Annotated in this window: 18 protein-coding genes, 1 tRNA gene and 1 pseudogene; 14 read left to right on the forward strand and 6 right to left on the reverse strand. The window is 46.4% G+C overall.

Features of this window, described 5'->3' with window-relative positions; translation table 11 throughout:
* Nucleotides 1–59: 59 nt before the first annotated feature.
* A complete protein-coding gene (locus RMO52_RS20715) occupies nt 60–845 on the forward strand; it encodes a DUF1868 domain-containing protein (protein WP_310418054.1) in 786 nt (261 codons plus the stop codon).
* 65 nt (nt 846–910) lie between these two features.
* Here RMO52_RS20715 and RMO52_RS20720 read toward each other — a convergent pair whose 3' ends face one another.
* Entirely contained in the window at nt 911–1,681 is a 771-nt protein-coding gene (locus RMO52_RS20720) for a DUF4952 domain-containing protein (RefSeq protein ID WP_310418099.1), read from the reverse strand.
* Nucleotides 1,682–1,801: 120 nt separating this feature from the next.
* On the opposite strand from RMO52_RS20720, the gene RMO52_RS20725 reads away from it, so the two are divergent.
* The 3 genes and pseudogenes from RMO52_RS20725 to RMO52_RS20735 form a co-directional block, all read left to right on the forward strand.
* Nucleotides 1,802–2,968: a GNAT family N-acetyltransferase gene (locus tag RMO52_RS20725; protein ID WP_310418057.1), complete on the forward strand. Its 1,167-nt coding sequence runs from the start codon at nt 1,802–1,804 to the stop codon at nt 2,966–2,968.
* A 358-nt stretch (nt 2,969–3,326) separates the two neighbouring features.
* Entirely contained in the window at nt 3,327–3,710 is a 384-nt protein-coding gene (locus tag RMO52_RS20730; RefSeq protein WP_309743238.1) for a DUF4346 domain-containing protein, read from the forward strand.
* A gap of 34 nt (nt 3,711–3,744) precedes the next feature.
* Nucleotides 3,745–3,840: pseudogene (locus RMO52_RS20735) on the forward strand (DUF4346 domain-containing protein); the annotation flags it as partial.
* 91 nt (nt 3,841–3,931) lie between these two features.
* Here the strand turns inward: RMO52_RS20735 and psb32 are convergent.
* On the reverse strand, nt 3,932–4,663 hold the full coding sequence (psb32, locus tag RMO52_RS20740) for a photosystem II repair protein Psb32 (protein WP_310418062.1): 732 nt from the start codon (nt 4,661–4,663) through the stop codon (nt 3,932–3,934).
* Here psb32 and RMO52_RS20745 point away from each other — a divergent pair.
* A complete protein-coding gene (locus RMO52_RS20745) occupies nt 4,653–4,847 on the forward strand; it encodes a hypothetical protein (RefSeq protein WP_310418064.1) in 195 nt (64 codons plus the stop codon). The genes psb32 and RMO52_RS20745 overlap by 11 nt on opposite strands.
* Nucleotides 4,848–4,859: 12 nt before the next feature.
* On the forward strand, nt 4,860–5,849 hold the full coding sequence (locus RMO52_RS20750) for an adenosine kinase (RefSeq protein ID WP_310418067.1): 990 nt from the start codon (nt 4,860–4,862) through the stop codon (nt 5,847–5,849).
* A 448-nt stretch (nt 5,850–6,297) separates the two neighbouring features.
* Here the strand turns inward: RMO52_RS20750 and bchI are convergent, their stop codons facing one another.
* A complete protein-coding gene (gene bchI / locus RMO52_RS20755; protein ID WP_310418070.1) occupies nt 6,298–7,377 on the reverse strand; it encodes a magnesium chelatase ATPase subunit I in 1,080 nt (359 codons plus the stop codon).
* A 432-nt stretch (nt 7,378–7,809) separates the two neighbouring features.
* Between bchI and RMO52_RS20760 the strand changes: the two genes are divergently transcribed.
* Entirely contained in the window at nt 7,810–9,276 is a 1,467-nt protein-coding gene (locus RMO52_RS20760) for a hypothetical protein (protein ID WP_310418073.1), read from the forward strand.
* 395 nt (nt 9,277–9,671) lie between these two features.
* The gene (gene mscL / locus RMO52_RS20765; RefSeq protein ID WP_310418075.1) at nt 9,672–10,091 is read left to right on the forward strand and encodes a large conductance mechanosensitive channel protein MscL; all 420 of its coding nucleotides are present in this window, start codon (nt 9,672–9,674) and stop codon (nt 10,089–10,091) included.
* A 116-nt stretch (nt 10,092–10,207) separates the two neighbouring features.
* On the opposite strand, the gene RMO52_RS20770 is transcribed toward mscL, so the two are convergent.
* Nucleotides 10,208–11,446, reverse strand: a complete 1,239-nt coding sequence (locus RMO52_RS20770; protein ID WP_310418078.1) for a methionine gamma-lyase family protein — start codon at nt 11,444–11,446, stop codon at nt 10,208–10,210.
* Nucleotides 11,447–11,527: 81 nt separating this feature from the next.
* Between RMO52_RS20770 and RMO52_RS20775 the strand changes: the two genes are divergently transcribed.
* The 3 genes from RMO52_RS20775 to RMO52_RS20785 all read left to right on the forward strand — a co-directional run bounded on the left by RMO52_RS20775 (nt 11,528) and on the right by RMO52_RS20785 (nt 12,801).
* Nucleotides 11,528–12,355: an acyl-CoA desaturase gene (locus tag RMO52_RS20775; RefSeq protein WP_310418080.1), complete on the forward strand. Its 828-nt coding sequence runs from the start codon at nt 11,528–11,530 to the stop codon at nt 12,353–12,355.
* A gap of 94 nt (nt 12,356–12,449) precedes the next feature.
* Nucleotides 12,450–12,520, forward strand: a tRNA-Gly gene (locus tag RMO52_RS20780).
* 83 nt (nt 12,521–12,603) lie between these two features.
* Nucleotides 12,604–12,801 (forward strand): hypothetical protein, encoded by a 198-nt coding sequence (locus tag RMO52_RS20785; RefSeq protein WP_309744915.1) that lies wholly within the window; start codon nt 12,604–12,606, stop codon nt 12,799–12,801.
* 26 nt (nt 12,802–12,827) lie between these two features.
* On the opposite strand, the gene RMO52_RS20790 is transcribed toward RMO52_RS20785, so the two are convergent.
* A complete protein-coding gene (locus RMO52_RS20790) occupies nt 12,828–13,238 on the reverse strand; it encodes an SRPBCC family protein (protein WP_310418083.1) in 411 nt (136 codons plus the stop codon).
* 110 nt (nt 13,239–13,348) lie between these two features.
* On the opposite strand from RMO52_RS20790, the gene RMO52_RS20795 reads away from it, so the two are divergent.
* Both RMO52_RS20795 and accC read left to right on the forward strand, forming a co-directional pair.
* Nucleotides 13,349–13,942: a TetR/AcrR family transcriptional regulator gene (locus RMO52_RS20795; RefSeq protein WP_310418086.1), complete on the forward strand. Its 594-nt coding sequence runs from the start codon at nt 13,349–13,351 to the stop codon at nt 13,940–13,942.
* A gap of 237 nt (nt 13,943–14,179) precedes the next feature.
* On the forward strand, nt 14,180–15,535 hold the full coding sequence (gene accC / locus RMO52_RS20800; protein WP_310418091.1) for an acetyl-CoA carboxylase biotin carboxylase subunit: 1,356 nt from the start codon (nt 14,180–14,182) through the stop codon (nt 15,533–15,535).
* 128 nt (nt 15,536–15,663) lie between these two features.
* Here accC and RMO52_RS20805 read toward each other — a convergent pair whose 3' ends face one another.
* The gene (locus RMO52_RS20805; protein ID WP_310418093.1) at nt 15,664–16,326 is read right to left on the reverse strand and encodes a glycoside hydrolase family protein; all 663 of its coding nucleotides are present in this window, start codon (nt 16,324–16,326) and stop codon (nt 15,664–15,666) included.
* 51 nt (nt 16,327–16,377) lie between these two features.
* Here RMO52_RS20805 and RMO52_RS20810 point away from each other — a divergent pair.
* Nucleotides 16,378–16,568, forward strand: a 191-nt coding sequence (locus RMO52_RS20810; RefSeq protein ID WP_310418096.1) for a hypothetical protein, incomplete at its 3' end; no start/stop codon positions are given.

The following is a 16,568-nucleotide window of genomic DNA, read 5'->3' on the forward strand; positions in this document are numbered from 1 at the left end:
TTAGGTAAGTGACATTACCAAAATGTTAACAAATATCACAGGCAAGGAGGCGATCGCGAGTGGACGAGTCCTATCATACTTATCTCAACCGCGTGGCAAAAATGACCCTACCCGCCACCTATGAATCTCAGGTCAAAAATATCCAAGAATCGCCTAAGTTCAGGTTGAAAGAGGATGGCACTCGGCAACCAGTAGCGTTTCCGGGGTACTCGGCAATCACGCCACCAGGAGCGGAAGATCCGGTCAATAGTGCGGTATTTCAAGATTTAGCGGCATGTCAGCAGCAACTGATCGAGAAATTAGAACCGGATTTATTAGTGCTAGTCGATCCGGCAAGTTTTCACTTTACTTTAGCTGACTTGATTTGGGATAGTGCTTATCGGACGGTAGTCGCCGCCAATCCGGATTTTGAGAGTCAGTTGCGCGATCGGATCGAAGATAGTTTTAAAATCTATCAAGACTCGATCGTCGAAACAGCACCGATTCGCTGGCAAATCATGGGCTTGACTGTCCGCCCCCGCGCTATCGAAGTAAGTTTAGTACCCAAGGATGAGTACAGCTACAACCGGATTATCGCGTTCCGGCGCGCGATTTACCAAAATTCGAGTTTGATTTCCCTGGGCATCGAGCAGCAGTATTATTTTACCGCTCATACGACATTAGCTTATTTTGGCAACGTCGATCGGGAGATCGATCGCGTGCGACTGAGCGACACTTTGCAATCGTATAATATGCACTGGCTCGACAATCCCAAAGAGATCGTGTTGTCACAAGGCCAATTACGGAAGTTTACAGATATGTATACTTACAAACGAGAATCAGATTTCCCGATGGTGAATTTGTAGACAGTCTATAATTTTTAGATTACCAAAGAACGATCGCCACTGTGGCGATCGTTTTTTGATATTCGTTAAGGCTCTGTTAAATATTTAGTAACTGTGATATAAAATCGATCGATCTTCCGCCAGTCTTTTTCGAGTGTTTCTCCTGAAAACATCGAAATCTGATAACTATCGCCATCCCGTCGATATCTTCCAGGCTGTTCGGGATTTTCCCAACCACAGCAGATGAATCGCAGTTTACCCATCTGAAATCTTTGCTGCAACAACTTTTCAACGATAGTAGCATCTTTACCTTTGACGGTATATGTCGCGATTAATAGATCCAGTTGTCCATGCTTTAACTCGCAATCATTAAGTGTGGATTTTGGCAACTGGGCGCGCCACTGCTTGAAAAAGTCACAGGCATTTCGATCGATCCCTTTGGCAACTGTACCTGGGACAATTTTTGCGGGAGAGCCAGTTCTAAACAGTTCGGCAGATTGCTGTTTATTTGCCTGCGAATGAATTACATAGAGCAAGCGTTTGCCATCAGGACTACCGATGATTACTTGCGATCGATCTGCCAGATCGTAGATATAAATATAAATACCACTACCAATATCGCGATCTGGCAACCCAAACACCTCGACTACCTGCTTCATTGAAAGTCGATCGGTAATGAGTCGAAAGGGCGCGATCGATCTAGTAGTTGCAGGCATATAACGCGGCTGCATTGCCCGAGGTAACATTGATTTTGTCAATGCTGGCGACTTAGCTGGGAACCGTGCTGAAGTTGTCATCGGCAAACTACAGCCAACAATTATTAATAACTTTATCGCCCACTGCCGATATTTGGACATCACGATTTCATCGATTTTCGGAACCTGTGGTTGTCACAATAGCATCCAAGATCGCTATGGATGCCCAGACACCTGCGGTTTCGATAGAATATATAGGTGCAAAACCGCTGCAAATTAACAATGTCTCTATCTTCCTATCAGATCCGCTGGTGCAATCATTTAGCAGACATTCCCCAAACTGCCTGGGATGCGCTGTTTATGCCCTTAAAAACGCCATTTCTGGAGTGGGAGTGGTTGAATACCTTAGAGACTTCCGGGAGCGTTACCGCCGAAACTGGGTGGCTACCGACGCATCTCACCGTCTGGAAAGGACAGTCATTAATTGGAGCTGCGCCTTTGTACGTCAAGGGACACAGTTATGGTGAATTTGTCTTCGATAATCAGTGGGCGGAATTAGCGCAGCGGATGGGAATTAGGTACTATCCCAAGTTAGTGGGGATGAGTCCGATTACTCCGGCTGAGGGCTATCGATTTGCGATCGCACCGGGCGAAGATGCAGCGACAATTACCGAATTAATGTTCCGCTCGATCGATGAATTTTGCACTACTCATCGCTTGTCTGGATGCCACTTTCTCTATGTCGATCCCGAGTGGCGGCAGCAGACGATCGATTATGGATATAGTATGTGGATCAATCACAACTATGTCTGGCAAGATCGTGAGTATCAAACTTTTGATGATTATTTGGGCGGGTTTAATGCCAACCAACGCCGGAACATCAAGCGCGAACGTAAATCTGTGCGCGAGGCTGGATTGAATCTAACTACCGTCACGGGGGAAGAAATTTCCCCGCAGTTATTTTCGCAGATGTATGATTTCTACGCGGATACCTGCGATAAGTTTGGCTGGTGGGGGAGCAAATATCTGACTCCAGAATTTTTTGAGCAACTGCATGAAAATTATCGCCATCGAGTGGTATTTGTAACAGCGACAGGTGAAGATCCTGCTGCACCTGTGGGAATGTCTTTTTGTATTACCAAGGGCGATCGATTGTATGGTCGTTATTGGGGCAGTAGTGAGGAGATCGATTGCCTGCATTTTGATGCTTGCTACTATACCCCGATCGAGTGGGCGATTCAAAATGGGATTAAGATTTTCGATCCGGGTGCAGGCGGCAGACATAAGAAGCGGCGCGGCTTTCCCGCTACGGCTAATTACAGTCTCCATCGGTTTTATCATCCCCGATTTGGCAAAATCTTACGCGATCATTTAGCAGAATCCAATGAGTTGCAACAGCAGCAGATTGTCGCGATTAATGAAGATTTACCGATGAAAATCGCGCCCTAACTAACTAGGTCTTTGCCAAATTCAATAAGTTGGAGCAGCAGATTGTCGCGATCGATGAAGATTTACCGATGAAAATCGCGCCTTAGTTAGAGCTTCATACACCTGAATCGATCGCCAATTTTGGCGATCGATTCTTGCCTAGTCGATCCTTAGTAATCAAGCGCGATTGGCAGCTTTGGCTGTTGCTGCGGGTATCTCTAATACAACCCAACAGATGCTATGCGAGCATATAGCAGCCATTTATGATGTAAAATTCGCACATTTTTAGCCAAAAAGAGCGGAAAACTGCTTGAAAAAGAGCCAAATCGCGAATAAATCGGTTAATCTAGATCTAATATAATTATTTAATGTTCGATTCATGACCTTATTAACCGATAATTTAATAGCGATCGATCGTGAACTATCCAATCGACAAATCGATCTCGATCCAGATGGCTACTTCATTATTTATATCGATCGCGAACATGGCACGATCTGCGCCAAGCATTATACTAATGTCATTGACGATCGTGGTTTGGCAGTAGATCCCGAAACGGGCAAAGTCATTCCCGCTAAAGGCAGCGTTCCTCGCAGTAGTACTACTTTATTTACCGGGCGCACAGCTAAGGAACTGTGCGTCAAAGTCCTCGAACAAACTCAACCTTGCCCAGTCGGAATGTTAGACCATGCAGCCTATTTAGGACGAGAATTTGTCCGGGCGGAAATAGCCTTAATCTCTGGTGCGGAATATATTCAGGATTAAATTTACTCAAGTCCTCTGACCAACTCAACCTTGTCCAGTCGGAATGTTAGATCGTGCAGCATATTTAGGACGAGAATTTGTCCGTGCAGAAATAGCATTAGTCTCTCGCACTGAATATATCCAGGATTAAATTTACTAACACGATCGTTACATGGCAAGATATCCAGTTGTAGCTAGTGGTTATTAGTAAGCACCAACAACCAATAACTATCGACAGCGTTTTAACTTTGATTTTGATACCACCACCAAGTTGCCATCGGAATCACCGTCGCCACAATTAGTAGTCCGATTACTACCACTAGAAAATTCGTGCGATTTGCTTCGGTTTCTTCGGCTTTGAGATAAGTTCTGCCGACTTCTGGCGTGGAAATAACTACTGGTGGTCCGGGATCTGCTTGTCCCGATAATACCGCACTGAGTCGATCGGCAGCACCGATAAATGACTGATTGTACTTATTCCCATTGCGTAAAGGTACCTGCATGGTTTCAGTAATGATACTGGTGGCAATTGCCTCGGTGAGCGTCGATTTGACCTCAGTTCCGGTTTGAATACCGATCGTATTCGTGACATTATCCAAGACAATTAGCACTTGGTTGGCTTGCTGTTCGGGGTCGCTAAACCATTTTTTGAATAGTTTGTCGGTAAGAGTTTGAATCGTCTCGCCATAATCGAGGCGATGAACCGTTACAAATCGGACTTCTTTATTCGTCTGCTTGGCGAGTTGTTCGAGTTTACCTCTGACCTCACCTTTGGTCGATAAACTCAAGACATCAGCTTTATCGATTACCCAAGTCGGTACGCCTGCGGAGACGACCGGAATTTCATAAATAGCCGTAGCTTGAGCTGGTAGTGCCAGGATGCTCATCGACAGAGCGATCGTCACCAGCGATAATAATAGTCGATGCTTGAGGCGATCGAAATAGCCAACGAGATCGGAACGAATGTATGACATAGGATTGAGCGCGAATATCTGTTTTAACTTTAGCAGAATCATTCAGTGGTTTTTGGTGTCTGCATCGAAGAAAGTGCCCCCAACTGGTGAAATTCCAGCAAGATCGATCGGCGATCGCGGCTATGGTCGTCAGATAAGGTACCATCGATCGATGGGCTACGCGCTGAGATCGATACTTTTATAGACGAGGGATTTTATGGCACGCTACGATGTATATGGACTAGGGAACGCGCTACTGGATGTCGAGTGTGAAGTCGCACCGGAGCTACTAGTAGAACTAGGCATCGACAAAGGTGTGATGACACTCCTCGATGAAGCCAGTCAGAACAAAATTTTGGCGCGGCTGGGTAGTGCAGCCAGCAAGCGCACCTGTGGCGGTTCCGGTGCGAATACGATCGTCGCTATCAGTCAATTTGGCGGTAAGACATTCTACTCTTGCAAGGTTGCCAAAGATGAACCCGGACAATACTACCTCAACGACTTACTAGAGTGCGGCGTCGATACCAATCTCAAAACTCATCCCCCTGCCGATGGCATCACCGGGAAATGTCTGGTGTTTGTAACTCCAGATGCAGATCGGACGATGAATACATTCTTGGGGATTTCTTCTGGCCTCTCCGACATCGAACTAGTGCCCGAGGCGATCGCCAACTCCACTTATACTTATGTCGAGGGTTATCTAGTTACGGGCGAAACTAGCAAACAGGCGGCAATCGCAGCCAGAGAAATCGCCGTCAATGCGGGTCGAAAAGTTGCCTTAACTCTCTCCGACCAAAATATGGCAAAGTTCTTCAAACCCGGACTGCTCGACATGCTCGGCACTGGAGTGGATCTGTTATTTGCCAATGAGAGTGAAGCATCTGGTACTCAGGATTTAACCAGCGCGATCGAGTTTTTAAAAACTATGTCCAAGAGTTTTGCACTTACTCTCGGTGCCAAAGGTTCGCTAATCTTTGACGGTCACACATTAATTGAAATCGCCCCTGTGCCCGTTAACGCGATCGATACCGTCGGCGCTGGCGATATGTATGCTGGTGGTCTGTTATATGGCATTACCAACGGTCTGGATTGGGCAACCGCCGGACGGTTGGGTTCGTTAGCTTCTGCTAAATTAGTCACGATTCCCGGCGCGCGAATGGCAACGCCAGATCTCCAAGCTTTGCTGACAGAAGTAATGAGGAGCTAAATCAATCATCTGGCATTGCTGACTATCAGGTATGTTGCATGAGTTGCTGCAACCCCCACCTCCCATCTCTAACTTGTCTTTTCACCCAATAACATCGTCCAAACGCTAGAAATTTGAGCGGGTAACTCTATAGTCAAGGTAGGTATTACCGATCCTGACATCGATTGACCTTTTACTCGATTTACCGAGCAGACGGCGATCGATCTCATGAGCAGGAGTAGCTATTAGTAGGCAGATTGTGATTCTAATCCGAGCGGCTAGTGACCTGTAACTACCCCAATCTACCTTCTGATGGCACGAGATGTTACCGATAGCAAAAAGCTGGGCATACTGAGAAGCGCAAATTTGGCAAAAAATAGTATATTGCCAAATCGGTAATTTGACATTGACACAAAAAAACTGGCTCCTCAATGGCAGCCAGTTTTTTTGTGAAGTTGCGATCGAGCGATTATTTTTCTGATAAATCTACACCGAATACTTCCGCAAAGACTTTATTTACCTTATAGCCAGAATCGATCGATTCGAGGGGATCTTTGCGGAGTCGGTGACGCAGGCACAGCGCGATAATCCGGCGAATATCGTCGAGAGTGACCTCTGTGCGCCCTTCAAAGGCGGCTAAAGCCTTGGCAGCGCGGTTGGTGACGATATCGCCGCGCAAGCCGTCTACATCGCATTCAGAGCAGACTTGGGAGATTTTTACGCGCAGATCGTAGTCGAGCGATACACTTGCGAGTCTGGTTTGAGCATCGACGATGCGCTGCTGGAGGAGTACTTGTTCGGCTTGATATTCAGTGGTAAAATTGTTGGGGTTTTGGTCGAAATCCGATCGCTGTTCGACGATTTGCACTCGCAGAGCTGGCTCTTTAACAGTCCGAATTTCGGCGTGCATCCCAAATCTGTCGAGCAGTTGGGGGCGGAGTTCGCCTTCTTCTGGATTTCCCGAACCGACTAAGACAAATCGCGCTGGATGACGGATCGAGATCCCTTCCCGCTCGACGGTATTCCAGCCACTAGCAGCCGAATCGAGTAAGACATCGACGAGGTGATCGTCCAAGAGATTGACTTCATCGACGTACAAGATCCCGCGATTGGCTTTGGCTAGCAATCCTGGTTCAAAAGCTTTGACACCTTCAGCAAGGGCTTTTTCAATATCGATCGTGCCACAAACGCGATCTTCAGTCGCTCCCAATGGTAAATCCACCATTGGCACTTTTTTAGTAGCGACGGGAAAAGTCGCATGTGTACTCAGAAATTCCTCGCGCAATTCCTCGCTCATCAAATCGGGATCGCTGGGATGACTATTGAAGGGATCGCCAGCCACAACATCGATTTCGGGGAGTAGATCTGCTAGTGCGCGAATTGTCGTAGACTTACCTGTACCTCGATCGCCCATGATCATCACCCCACCGATAAAGGGGTCGATGACATTTAACAACAGAGCTAATTTCATTTCCTCTTGCCCGACAATAGCAGTAAACGGAAATACAACTCGACGCGCTGTAGCGGACGATTGGACGGTAGCAGCCACAATAATTACCTATCTTCAATAATTTTGACAATTTTCTCTCATTATAGATGTTAGTGAGACGAGAACCTAGTGGCTACTATGTGGTCTTTGGATTGGTGCTGCTGGGTCTGAAGATCGGAACTTAGCGATGGGCGCGGCGAGACAGTACGGGTAAATTGGCGATCGCTATGAAAAATCGGGTCTTAGATCGGGAGTGCTGCTGTACTCATTTAATTTACGGCTTTAATACCTTTAGACTCACTAACAGCCTAACTTTCCGCTTTTTAAGCATTGTTAATACATTTGAGATATATTAGCTATACTGAAAATTCAGCATAAAGTCTATTTAGAAGTATTTATTCAACAGTTATAATATTTAGCAATTTAATAGAGTTGTTACATACCCAATTAGATGGTAGATGATATTACTAGAAATCTTGGGAGGTATAGTACTTGACTAATTCAGCTCACAATCTCGATCGCACAACTCCACAAGATGGCAGTCATCCAAGTTCAGATAGCATTGAATTAACATTAAATCCCGCAGACGATCGTCTGCAATCGCCCGATCTCATGAGTGAATATGATGAGGCAACCCAGCAACAGCTTGGATTTGATGTAGTAGGAGACGATCGCTCATTAAGTGCGATCGAAATCACAAATATTAGCGATCGCGATCGGAATTTACAGATCTTAAATGATAACGGCGATCGAAACGATCTCAAGAAGATCGACAGCAAACATCAGTCAGATTCGATCGAGATCGACTCATCACTTGATGTCCGTACCGAACTAGATTTATTACTAACAGCCTTGGAGCAATCCACGCCACATCCGCCTACTCCAAGTCTGGAAACCGATGATAGCTCGATTTCTAGTATTCTCACTCAGATCGCTACAGTCGAACCAGTCACACACGTTCAAGAATCAATTCAAGCTTTAAATGCTAGCCGCGAGCAACTGACACTCGCCCAATCTCAATTACAAATATTAGCGCAACGCAATCAAACTCAAATCGATCGAGTTGATGCCAACGTGTTAGAAGTCAAGCAAATTAAGTTTCGGATTCAACAATTAGCACAGCACAGTAAAAGTCAAATCGAACATGTCGAGCGAATATTAAACTCACTATCCAAAATTCATACAGAAATTGTCACCAATCTAGCTAAGTTTGGTGGGTATGATGAGATTCGGGTGATGTTATCGCAACTTGAAGCTGCTCGGTATGCCTTGGTTATCGCTCACGATCGCGTCAATACTGGGCAAGAGAATTTTTATGATTCACTCAAGTTAATTCAGGCACAAGTCGCTGCGCGTAGCGATGAATCAGAGGCAAAGTTAGATCGATATCAACAGTCAATTCAAAGCCTATCTCAAGCGATCTCTACAGATCGATTGCGAATTGCCGGGATGAGCGTAGAGATGAGTACAAAAACTAATGAACTACATAGTTTAAGTACCGAAATTACAACCATACACGATCGAATTGTCGAAAAATCTCAAACTCTCCAAGCTAAAATTACTCGAATCGATCGCAGCTTTAGCGAACTTTCCCAATCGATGCAGCAAGAAAAAGAACAGTTCTATGAATTAACTGCCGAATCGATTGAAAAAGCCGATCTGGTGCGATCGCAACTCGATGAAATCATCAAACAGATTAGTGACGATCGCGCGATATTTACGACATTCACCGCAGAAATCGAAGCTCTCCGCAGTGAGGCTAAAGCCGAAGCAGAACGCCAGTTCGAGCGGATCGAGTTGCGCGATTTTGAACTCAGCACGCTTGCCAATAATTTTAAAATCGATCGCAAACAGCAACTCATTACCACAACTAAGCTCACTAACTGGCTGTGGATTCTTTCTGGTGGTGTGGGTATTATTTTAGTCCTATTAATTCGGCTGTCAATCGCTATTAAGTAGGCAAACTGTATTTTACAATCTTATTTATCAATCGATAGTATCCCTCGATTGGGATATAATGTACGATACTTTCAACTCGCGATCGATCTTGAAATTAATCGATCGTTGCCCTGGTAATTTTCTTGGTGATTAGGGCTGTGGCAAAGGTTAAACGAAAAGAGGGGAAAATAGCCGCAGCAGATACTAAAGAGTGCTTATACTGTTTATCTACTATCCCGATTGAAGCTAGCAAATGCGCTCACTGCACTTCAGAGCTACCGATGGCGATCTAGCTGTGAATAAAATCGGTGAGTAGATAAGGATTTTTTGATAAAATCTGGTCTGGGACTTCCCGCAATCGGAAACCAGTGGTAGGATGTGTTGTTAAATAACATTACAACACCAACATAAGAACCATGGCATTGCAACAAGGTAGTCTGATCGGCGATTTCAAGAATTTTATTATGAAAGGCAATGTGCTAGATCTAGCTGTTGCCGTAATTTTGGGTGGTGCATTTGCTAAAATTGTTGAGTCTTTTATCAAAGACATCATTACTCCAGTTATTTTGGCTCCAGCGCTGGAAGCTGCCAAGTTGAAAGACATTGCTGAATTAAGTGCTGGAGGAGTAAAGTACGGTTTATTCCTGGCTGCGGTAGTTAACTTTTTATTAGTTTCATTTGTGATTTTCCTAGTAATTAGAGCATTTGAAACTGCTAAAAGAAAGATATCTCGTCAGGAAGCTATGGCTGAAGCAGCAGCAGATCCAGTAGTAGTACAGCAGCAACTAATCGATTCGATCGACAGGTTGAATTCAACGGTATCACAAAAAATGTAATGCTCGATCGGTAGCATTATAAAATAACTACCAGCTTGGAATTTTTGTGAATCTATTGCTTTAGATGAAGCCTGTCAAAGTCGATTGCCAAAATTCAAACGTTGGCAATCGATGAATTAGCTTGGCTCGATCGCTTCAATTGCCTCCACCGCAGCTTCTAGCGCGATCGAAATATGCGTCCAATGAGTACCACCCTGACAAAAAGCAGTATAGGGTTCGCGCAGGGGGCCGTCAGCAGAAAATTCAGACGTACTCCCGTCAATAAATGTCCCACCTGCCATAATTAACTCGCTCTCATAACCATGCAGATTGCCAGGAACGGGATCGACATAAGCGTCAATGGGTGAATTTTGTTGGATCGATCGACAAAAAGCAATCAGTTTCGCTCTCGAACCAAACTGAATTGCCTGAATCACATCGCGGCGGGGCGCCAGCGGTAAGGGATTGACGGCATAGCCCAATTTATCGAACACATAGGCTGTCAAATGGTTGCCCTTCATCGCTTCACCCACCATTTGCGGCGCTAGAAATAAACCTTGAAACAATAGCCGATTTTGGTCGTAAGTAGCACCGCCAGAAGAACCGATCCCTGGCGCTGTGAGCCGACAAGCCGCCATCTCTACCAAATCCGCTCTCCCGGCGACGTAGCCGCCGCCTGTGGCGATCGTCCCCCCCGGATTTTTAATCAGCGATCCGGCAATCAGATCCGCACCCACCGCAGGCGGTTCGCAATCTTCGACAAATTCACCATAGCAATTATCCACAAAGCAAATCGTGTTGGGATTTTGGCGTTTGACAATTTCAATAATCCGCCCGATCTCCGCGATCGATAAAGACGATCGCCAAGCATAACCACAGGAGCGCTGAATTAGCACCAGACGGGTATGCTTTTCGATCGAATGACTCAAAGTATCCCAAGCGATCCCCCCGTCGCTCTCAAGGGCTAATTCGCGGTAGCTAATCCCAAATTCCTTCAGCGATCCTTGCCCCGTCCCTCTAGTGCCGATCACTTCCTCCAAGGTATCGTAAGGTGCGCCCACCACCGACAGCATTTCATCCCCCGGACGCAGTACGCCAAATAGGGCACACGCGATCGCATGAGTACCCGAGACAAACTGCACCCGTACCGCTGCCGCCTCCGCACCCATAATTTCGGCAAAAACTCGATCGAGCGTTTCTCGCCCCAAATCGTCGTGTCCGTAGCCGCTGACACTGCTAAAATGCCGAACACCCACTCTGTTTCGGGCGTAAATTTCCAAAACTCTTCGGAGATTACCCTTGACTTGACCGTCAATACCATTAAAAATCAGGGATAGTGCCTTTTCTGCCGCTGGAATAAGTAATTTGCCGTTCATGATTCGATGGGGTAAATTATTTGCCTGTGGGATCTGCTAGCAGATCGGGCATATTAGTAAAACTCTTCATAGGTTATCTCAATGACTGTTGCCGCATCAACAAAACTTCGTCTCGATTGGACGATGATTATCGCACTCGTTATCTTTCATATTGGCGCAGTCTGTGCTTTTTTACCGGGACTATTTAGCTGGCAAGCTGTTGGGGTGGCAGTACTGCTCCATTGGATTACGGGTGGACTGGGGATTACATTAGGTTGGCACCGTCTGCTGTCTCACCGGAGCTTTCAGGTGCCCAAATGGTTAGAGTACTTCTTTGCTTTGTGCGGCACACTAGCATTGCAGGGTGGCATTATTTGGTGGGTAGGGTTGCACCGTCACCATCATCTACATTCGGATGAAGATGTCGATCATCATGATTCCAAGAAAGGTTTCTTGTGGAGCCACGTCCGATGGATGTGTTTTGAAATCCCGGCTGAAAGCGATATTCCCCGCTTTACCAAGGATATTGCCAACGATCGCTTCTATCAATTTTTGAACGAGTATTTTTTCCCCTTGCAAGTTGTCTTGGGAGTAATATTGTACGCGATCGGTGGTTGGCCGTTTGTATTTTGGGGCGTGTTCGCTCGTCTAGTCATCGTTTACCATTGCACTTGGTTGGTAAATAGCGCAACTCACAAATTTGGCTACCGCAACTTTGAAACAACCGACAATTCGACCAACTGCTGGTGGGTTGCCCTGACTACTTACGGCGAAGGCTGGCACAACAATCACCACGCTTACCAATATTCAGCGCGTCACGGGATGAAATGGTGGGAAATCGATATCACCTGGATGACAATTCAAGTATTGCAATTGCTGGGTTTGGCTACCAAGGTGAAACTGGTTGAAGCTGGAACGGCTAAAGAGTAAGAGAAATGAGCCTGCCCGATCTCGATCGCAGATTGCTTGCAAATCATAGCGGGTATGCTAATATGTTTAAGCGGTAAATCAAGTCCGCTTAAGTGCGAGTGTAGTTTAGTGGTAAAACTATAGCCTTCCAAGCTATTGATGCGGGTTCGATTCCCGCCACTCGCTTAGTCTCCGATCTAGTCATAGCAACAGTTACAGCAGAAGCATAAGGTCTGTAGCAAGTTACGATTACGCGCCGATCGATCCGAATGTCTTCTCATCTCATCAAAAAGCGAGCCGAAATTAGATTTGGCTCGCTTTTTATTCAAAGCTCGTCAACCACTGCAATTCAGATCGCAGATGAATTTTGGGGCGATCGTGAGAAGGCGATCGGACAATCTCTAGATAACTTTTTTCTCCTTACCCTAGCCGCGATCGATTCAGTTTTCAATTTTCCGGTGCATTAAGGTGGTGTGGCGGATTATTCTAATTCTTAGGCTTGAGCAATGCGCTTGATATTTTCCATGACGCTGGGTAACACGATCCGAAATCTTCGCCCTAGCAACAAACCAAACAGAAAAGCGAGTAGTCCTTGGAATGAAACTTCATGGGTGAAGTATGTACCATCTGACTGACTATAAAGGTGGCGATATACATTCAACTTGCATAGCGGTAATTTAAGTGTGAACGTGTAGCTATTTCCGGCATTTAATTGTGAGATGATAAATGGGGAAACTCGACCTGCTTTAGGAGTGAGTTTACCTACCGATCCCAGCACAAAAGCACCTTCTAAGCGAGCATCTGACAATTCAGTATCCCATGCCGACCAATGTTCTACATCTGTCCAAATTGCCCAGATTTTCTCTGGTGAAGCCGAAGTTTTAAGCGTGTGACTAAATTTCATAAGATTTTTCTGCCACAAGTATTAAGTAGGGGGTATCTAAACACCGTAAAATGTTGTCACTGTCAATATAATATCTAAATATTGGCATTGTCAATATCTGGGTGAAAAGTATGCCTAAATATCATCACGGCGACTTGCGTAATACGCTAATCTCGATCGCGATCGAACTACTGGCTGAAGACGGACTTCAGGCACTTAGTTTGCGAAAAATGGCACAGAGGGCTGGCGTGAGTCATAACGCGCCCTATATGCACTTTGCTGACAAAGAAGCCGTGCTGGTGGCGATCGCAGCAGAGGGCTTTAGGCTACTAGCAGTTGATGTAGAATCGGCGATCGCGCGAGCAGGTAGCAGTACACGCGAGCGATCGATCGCGGCATGTCAGGCTTATGTGCGCTTTGCACTCGGACATCCCGATCGCGTACAAGTCATGTTTCGTCCTGTTGATGAGGCAAAATATCCCAGCCTCGTAGAGACTTCTCAGTCATCACTACATCGATTATTCGAGCTGGTTAAATCTGGGCAGGAGCATGGAGAACTAAAGGCTGGCGATACTCAGGCAATGACCAAAGCGATCTGGGCAATGGCTCATGGCATATCAGCTATTTCGATTGCTTATCAAACCAGCATTATGTCACCAACCACATCATCGGAAGATCTGACATCAATGTTTGTCAGTTTTTTATTGGATGGATTAGCCGCATAACAACCAAGATCGTCGGACGGAGATCGATCGCTTACACTAGCTGGAGTTAGATTTTACCGTTTATGAATGCAGATCCAGACTTGATGCCGATGGAATATCTCAAAGAGGTTCGATCGATCCTGGCTGTGGATGGGATGAAATGCTAACAGACTCACCACTTTGTATATACTGAGTCATGAGCCTGAAAATAAAATCTGTCACCATCCCCATCTTCAGAAGTTAGGAATTTTTATCGTAATGTCATTTTCTAAAATCTTAATTGCCAATCGGGGCGAAATCGCGCTGAGAATCATCCGTACCTGTGGTGAAATGGGGATTGGTACGGTTGCCGTGCATTCGACGATCGACAGGCGGGCACTTCACGTTCAGCTAGCCGACGAAGCCGTGTGTATCGGCGAACCGATCGGGAGTAAGAGTTATCTCAACATTCCAAATATTATCTCTGCGGCTCTGACGCGCAATGCTACAGCAATTCATCCCGGCTATGGGTTTCTGGCGGAGAACGCCCGGTTTGCCGAAATCTGTGCCGACCATCATCTGACTTTTATCGGCCCTTCACCAGCCGCAATGCGGGCGATGGGCGACAAATCTACTGCTAAAGAGACGATGAAACGGGTAGGAGTCCCGACGGTACCTGGTAGCGATGGACTCCTCGCCGATGCCGAAGAAGCACTGAAAATTGCGGGTGAAATCGGCTATCCCGTGATGCTCAAAGCCACTGCTGGCGGTGGCGGACGCGGGATGCGGCTGGTACGTGAAGAAGCAGACTTGGTGCGACTTTATCATGCCGCCCAGGGTGAAGCCGAAGCTGCTTTTGGTAATGGTGGTGTCTATGTCGAGAAATTTATCGAATGCCCCCGCCATATCGAATTTCAGATCCTTGCCGATAACTATGGCAACGTCGTCTATCTGGGCGAACGCGACTGCTCGATCCAAAGACGGCATCAAAAACTCCTTGAAGAAGCGCCCAGCCCCGCCTTAACCCCCAAACTCCGTCAGAAAATGGGTGCAGCCGCGATCGCCGCTGCCAAATCGATCGATTATGCGGGCGTCGGTACGGTCGAATTTCTGCTCGATAAACATGGTGATTTCTACTTCATGGAGATGAATACCCGCATCCAAGTGGAGCATCCCGTCACCGAAATGATTACCGGACTAGACCTAATTGCCGAACAAATCCGCGTCGCCCAAGGTGAAAAACTTTCCTTCACCCAAGAGCAAGTAGTCTTAAAAGGACACTCGATCGAATGTCGCGTCAATGCCGAAGATCCCGACCACAATTTCCGCCCATCCCCCGGTAAAATCACTGGTTATCTGGCTCCCGGCGGCCCAGGAGTGCGGATTGATTCCCATGTGTATACCGATTACGAGATTCCACCTTTTTATGACTCTTTGATTGGCAAATTAATCGTCTGGGGAGTCGATCGCGATACGGCGATTCGGCGGATGCGACGGGCATTGCGAGAATATGCTATTACGGGTGTGCCGACGACGATTAATTTTCATCAGCGCATTCTCGAACATCCGGATTTTATTAAGGGTGAAGTTTATACCAATTTTGTCGAGTTAATGATGGCTAAGGACGATGGCTAAGGACGATCGCTAAGGGGCGTTATATCTGGGTATGAAAGATGGGGAGACGAGGGGACGAGGGGACTGGGGGATGGGGAGATTTTAGCGTTGCACAAGAAGGGAAATCATACCTCAAATCAGCAACGCCACTAATCTTTTTGAGCTAACTCTTCTTTTAATAACTGTTGATAAATACCTGCTAATTTGGGGGTGACGGTATTTGTCTCGATGCCATAACCCAAGCTCGTCCAGGTACTCGATAATCGCCGTCTGACTTGCTCCAATTGACCTGCTTTTAATAGCTCAGGGATATTCATTCTCCAGGATTGTTCATCGCTCAGCCAAGCATGAACGACAGCATCTTGGTACTTAGACTCAAAGCTATAAGCACACTGAAAGACAAATAGCGTACAAGATTGCTTGGGATGATACTTCCGAGCCATCTTTGCCCAGGTGATATCAATCATCTGATAGCGACCAGCGGCGGTAGAGCAATTATTCATATTTGGCCCGCTGGTAATCCGAATGCACCGCTCGGGATGACGATCGAGACTCTTGGCATGAGTGCCACCATAAATAACCGAATATGGTTGGCGATCGCTAGCCTCACTAGCAGAGATTGTCCGCATCAACGCCCGAATGTAAGGATCGCCACCTTTCATCACCAACGGCGGCGGTTGACTAGTCTCAAAAGTGGGATTGGCGATCTGCCGATCTCCCGTTTGTCTCAAGAGCAATACAGACCACAGCGCCGCAATACAGCCGATCGTCATGCCGATCGTTCGATAGTGTCTAGGTTTAAATGTGTCCATTGAGCATTAATAACTACAGATTGAGCGGCTGAGGCAAGATGAGATTCACAGTTGGCAATCCCTCATATCACCGAAGTGTTTGCGGGTCGCTTGCCAACTGTGGATAGGGAATCTGCGATCGTCGATCCCTTCTTTTGTCTCTTTACCTGCACGTTTACCACGATCGTTAGTTACTACACAGCCGCAAAGAGATCTTCCCAACTTTTAGACTCTGCGGTGGGGGAACTGACGATTTCTAAGAC

The sequence above is a fragment of the Chamaesiphon sp. OTE_8_metabat_110 genome (assembly GCF_031382685.1).
Taxonomy (GTDB): domain Bacteria; phylum Cyanobacteriota; class Cyanobacteriia; order Cyanobacteriales; family Chamaesiphonaceae; genus Chamaesiphon.

Bases quoted from the DNA above. Each gene is read 5' to 3' on its own strand.
- RMO52_RS20720 (WP_310418099.1), bottom strand. From the start codon at position 1,681: ATGTCCAAATATCGGCAGTGGGCGATAAAGTTATTAATAATTGTTGGC.
- RMO52_RS20725 (WP_310418057.1), top strand. From the start codon at position 1,802: ATGTCTCTATCTTCCTATCAGATCCGCTGGTGCAATCATTTAGCAGAC.
- RMO52_RS20730 (WP_309743238.1), top strand. From the start codon at position 3,327: ATGACCTTATTAACCGATAATTTAATAGCGATCGATCGTGAACTATCC.
- RMO52_RS20745 (WP_310418064.1), top strand. From the start codon at position 4,653: ATGTATGACATAGGATTGAGCGCGAATATCTGTTTTAACTTTAGCAGA.
- psb32 (WP_310418062.1), bottom strand. From the start codon at position 4,663: ATGTCATACATTCGTTCCGATCTCGTTGGCTATTTCGATCGCCTCAAG.
- RMO52_RS20750 (WP_310418067.1), top strand. From the start codon at position 4,860: ATGGCACGCTACGATGTATATGGACTAGGGAACGCGCTACTGGATGTC.
- mscL (WP_310418075.1), top strand. From the start codon at position 9,672: ATGGCATTGCAACAAGGTAGTCTGATCGGCGATTTCAAGAATTTTATT.
- RMO52_RS20770 (WP_310418078.1), bottom strand. From the start codon at position 11,446: ATGAACGGCAAATTACTTATTCCAGCGGCAGAAAAGGCACTATCCCTG.
- RMO52_RS20775 (WP_310418080.1), top strand. From the start codon at position 11,528: ATGACTGTTGCCGCATCAACAAAACTTCGTCTCGATTGGACGATGATT.
- RMO52_RS20785 (WP_309744915.1), top strand. From the start codon at position 12,604: ATGTCTTCTCATCTCATCAAAAAGCGAGCCGAAATTAGATTTGGCTCG.
- RMO52_RS20790 (WP_310418083.1), bottom strand. From the start codon at position 13,238: ATGAAATTTAGTCACACGCTTAAAACTTCGGCTTCACCAGAGAAAATC.
- RMO52_RS20795 (WP_310418086.1), top strand. From the start codon at position 13,349: ATGCCTAAATATCATCACGGCGACTTGCGTAATACGCTAATCTCGATC.
- accC (WP_310418091.1), top strand. From the start codon at position 14,180: ATGTCATTTTCTAAAATCTTAATTGCCAATCGGGGCGAAATCGCGCTG.
- RMO52_RS20805 (WP_310418093.1), bottom strand. From the start codon at position 16,326: ATGGACACATTTAAACCTAGACACTATCGAACGATCGGCATGACGATC.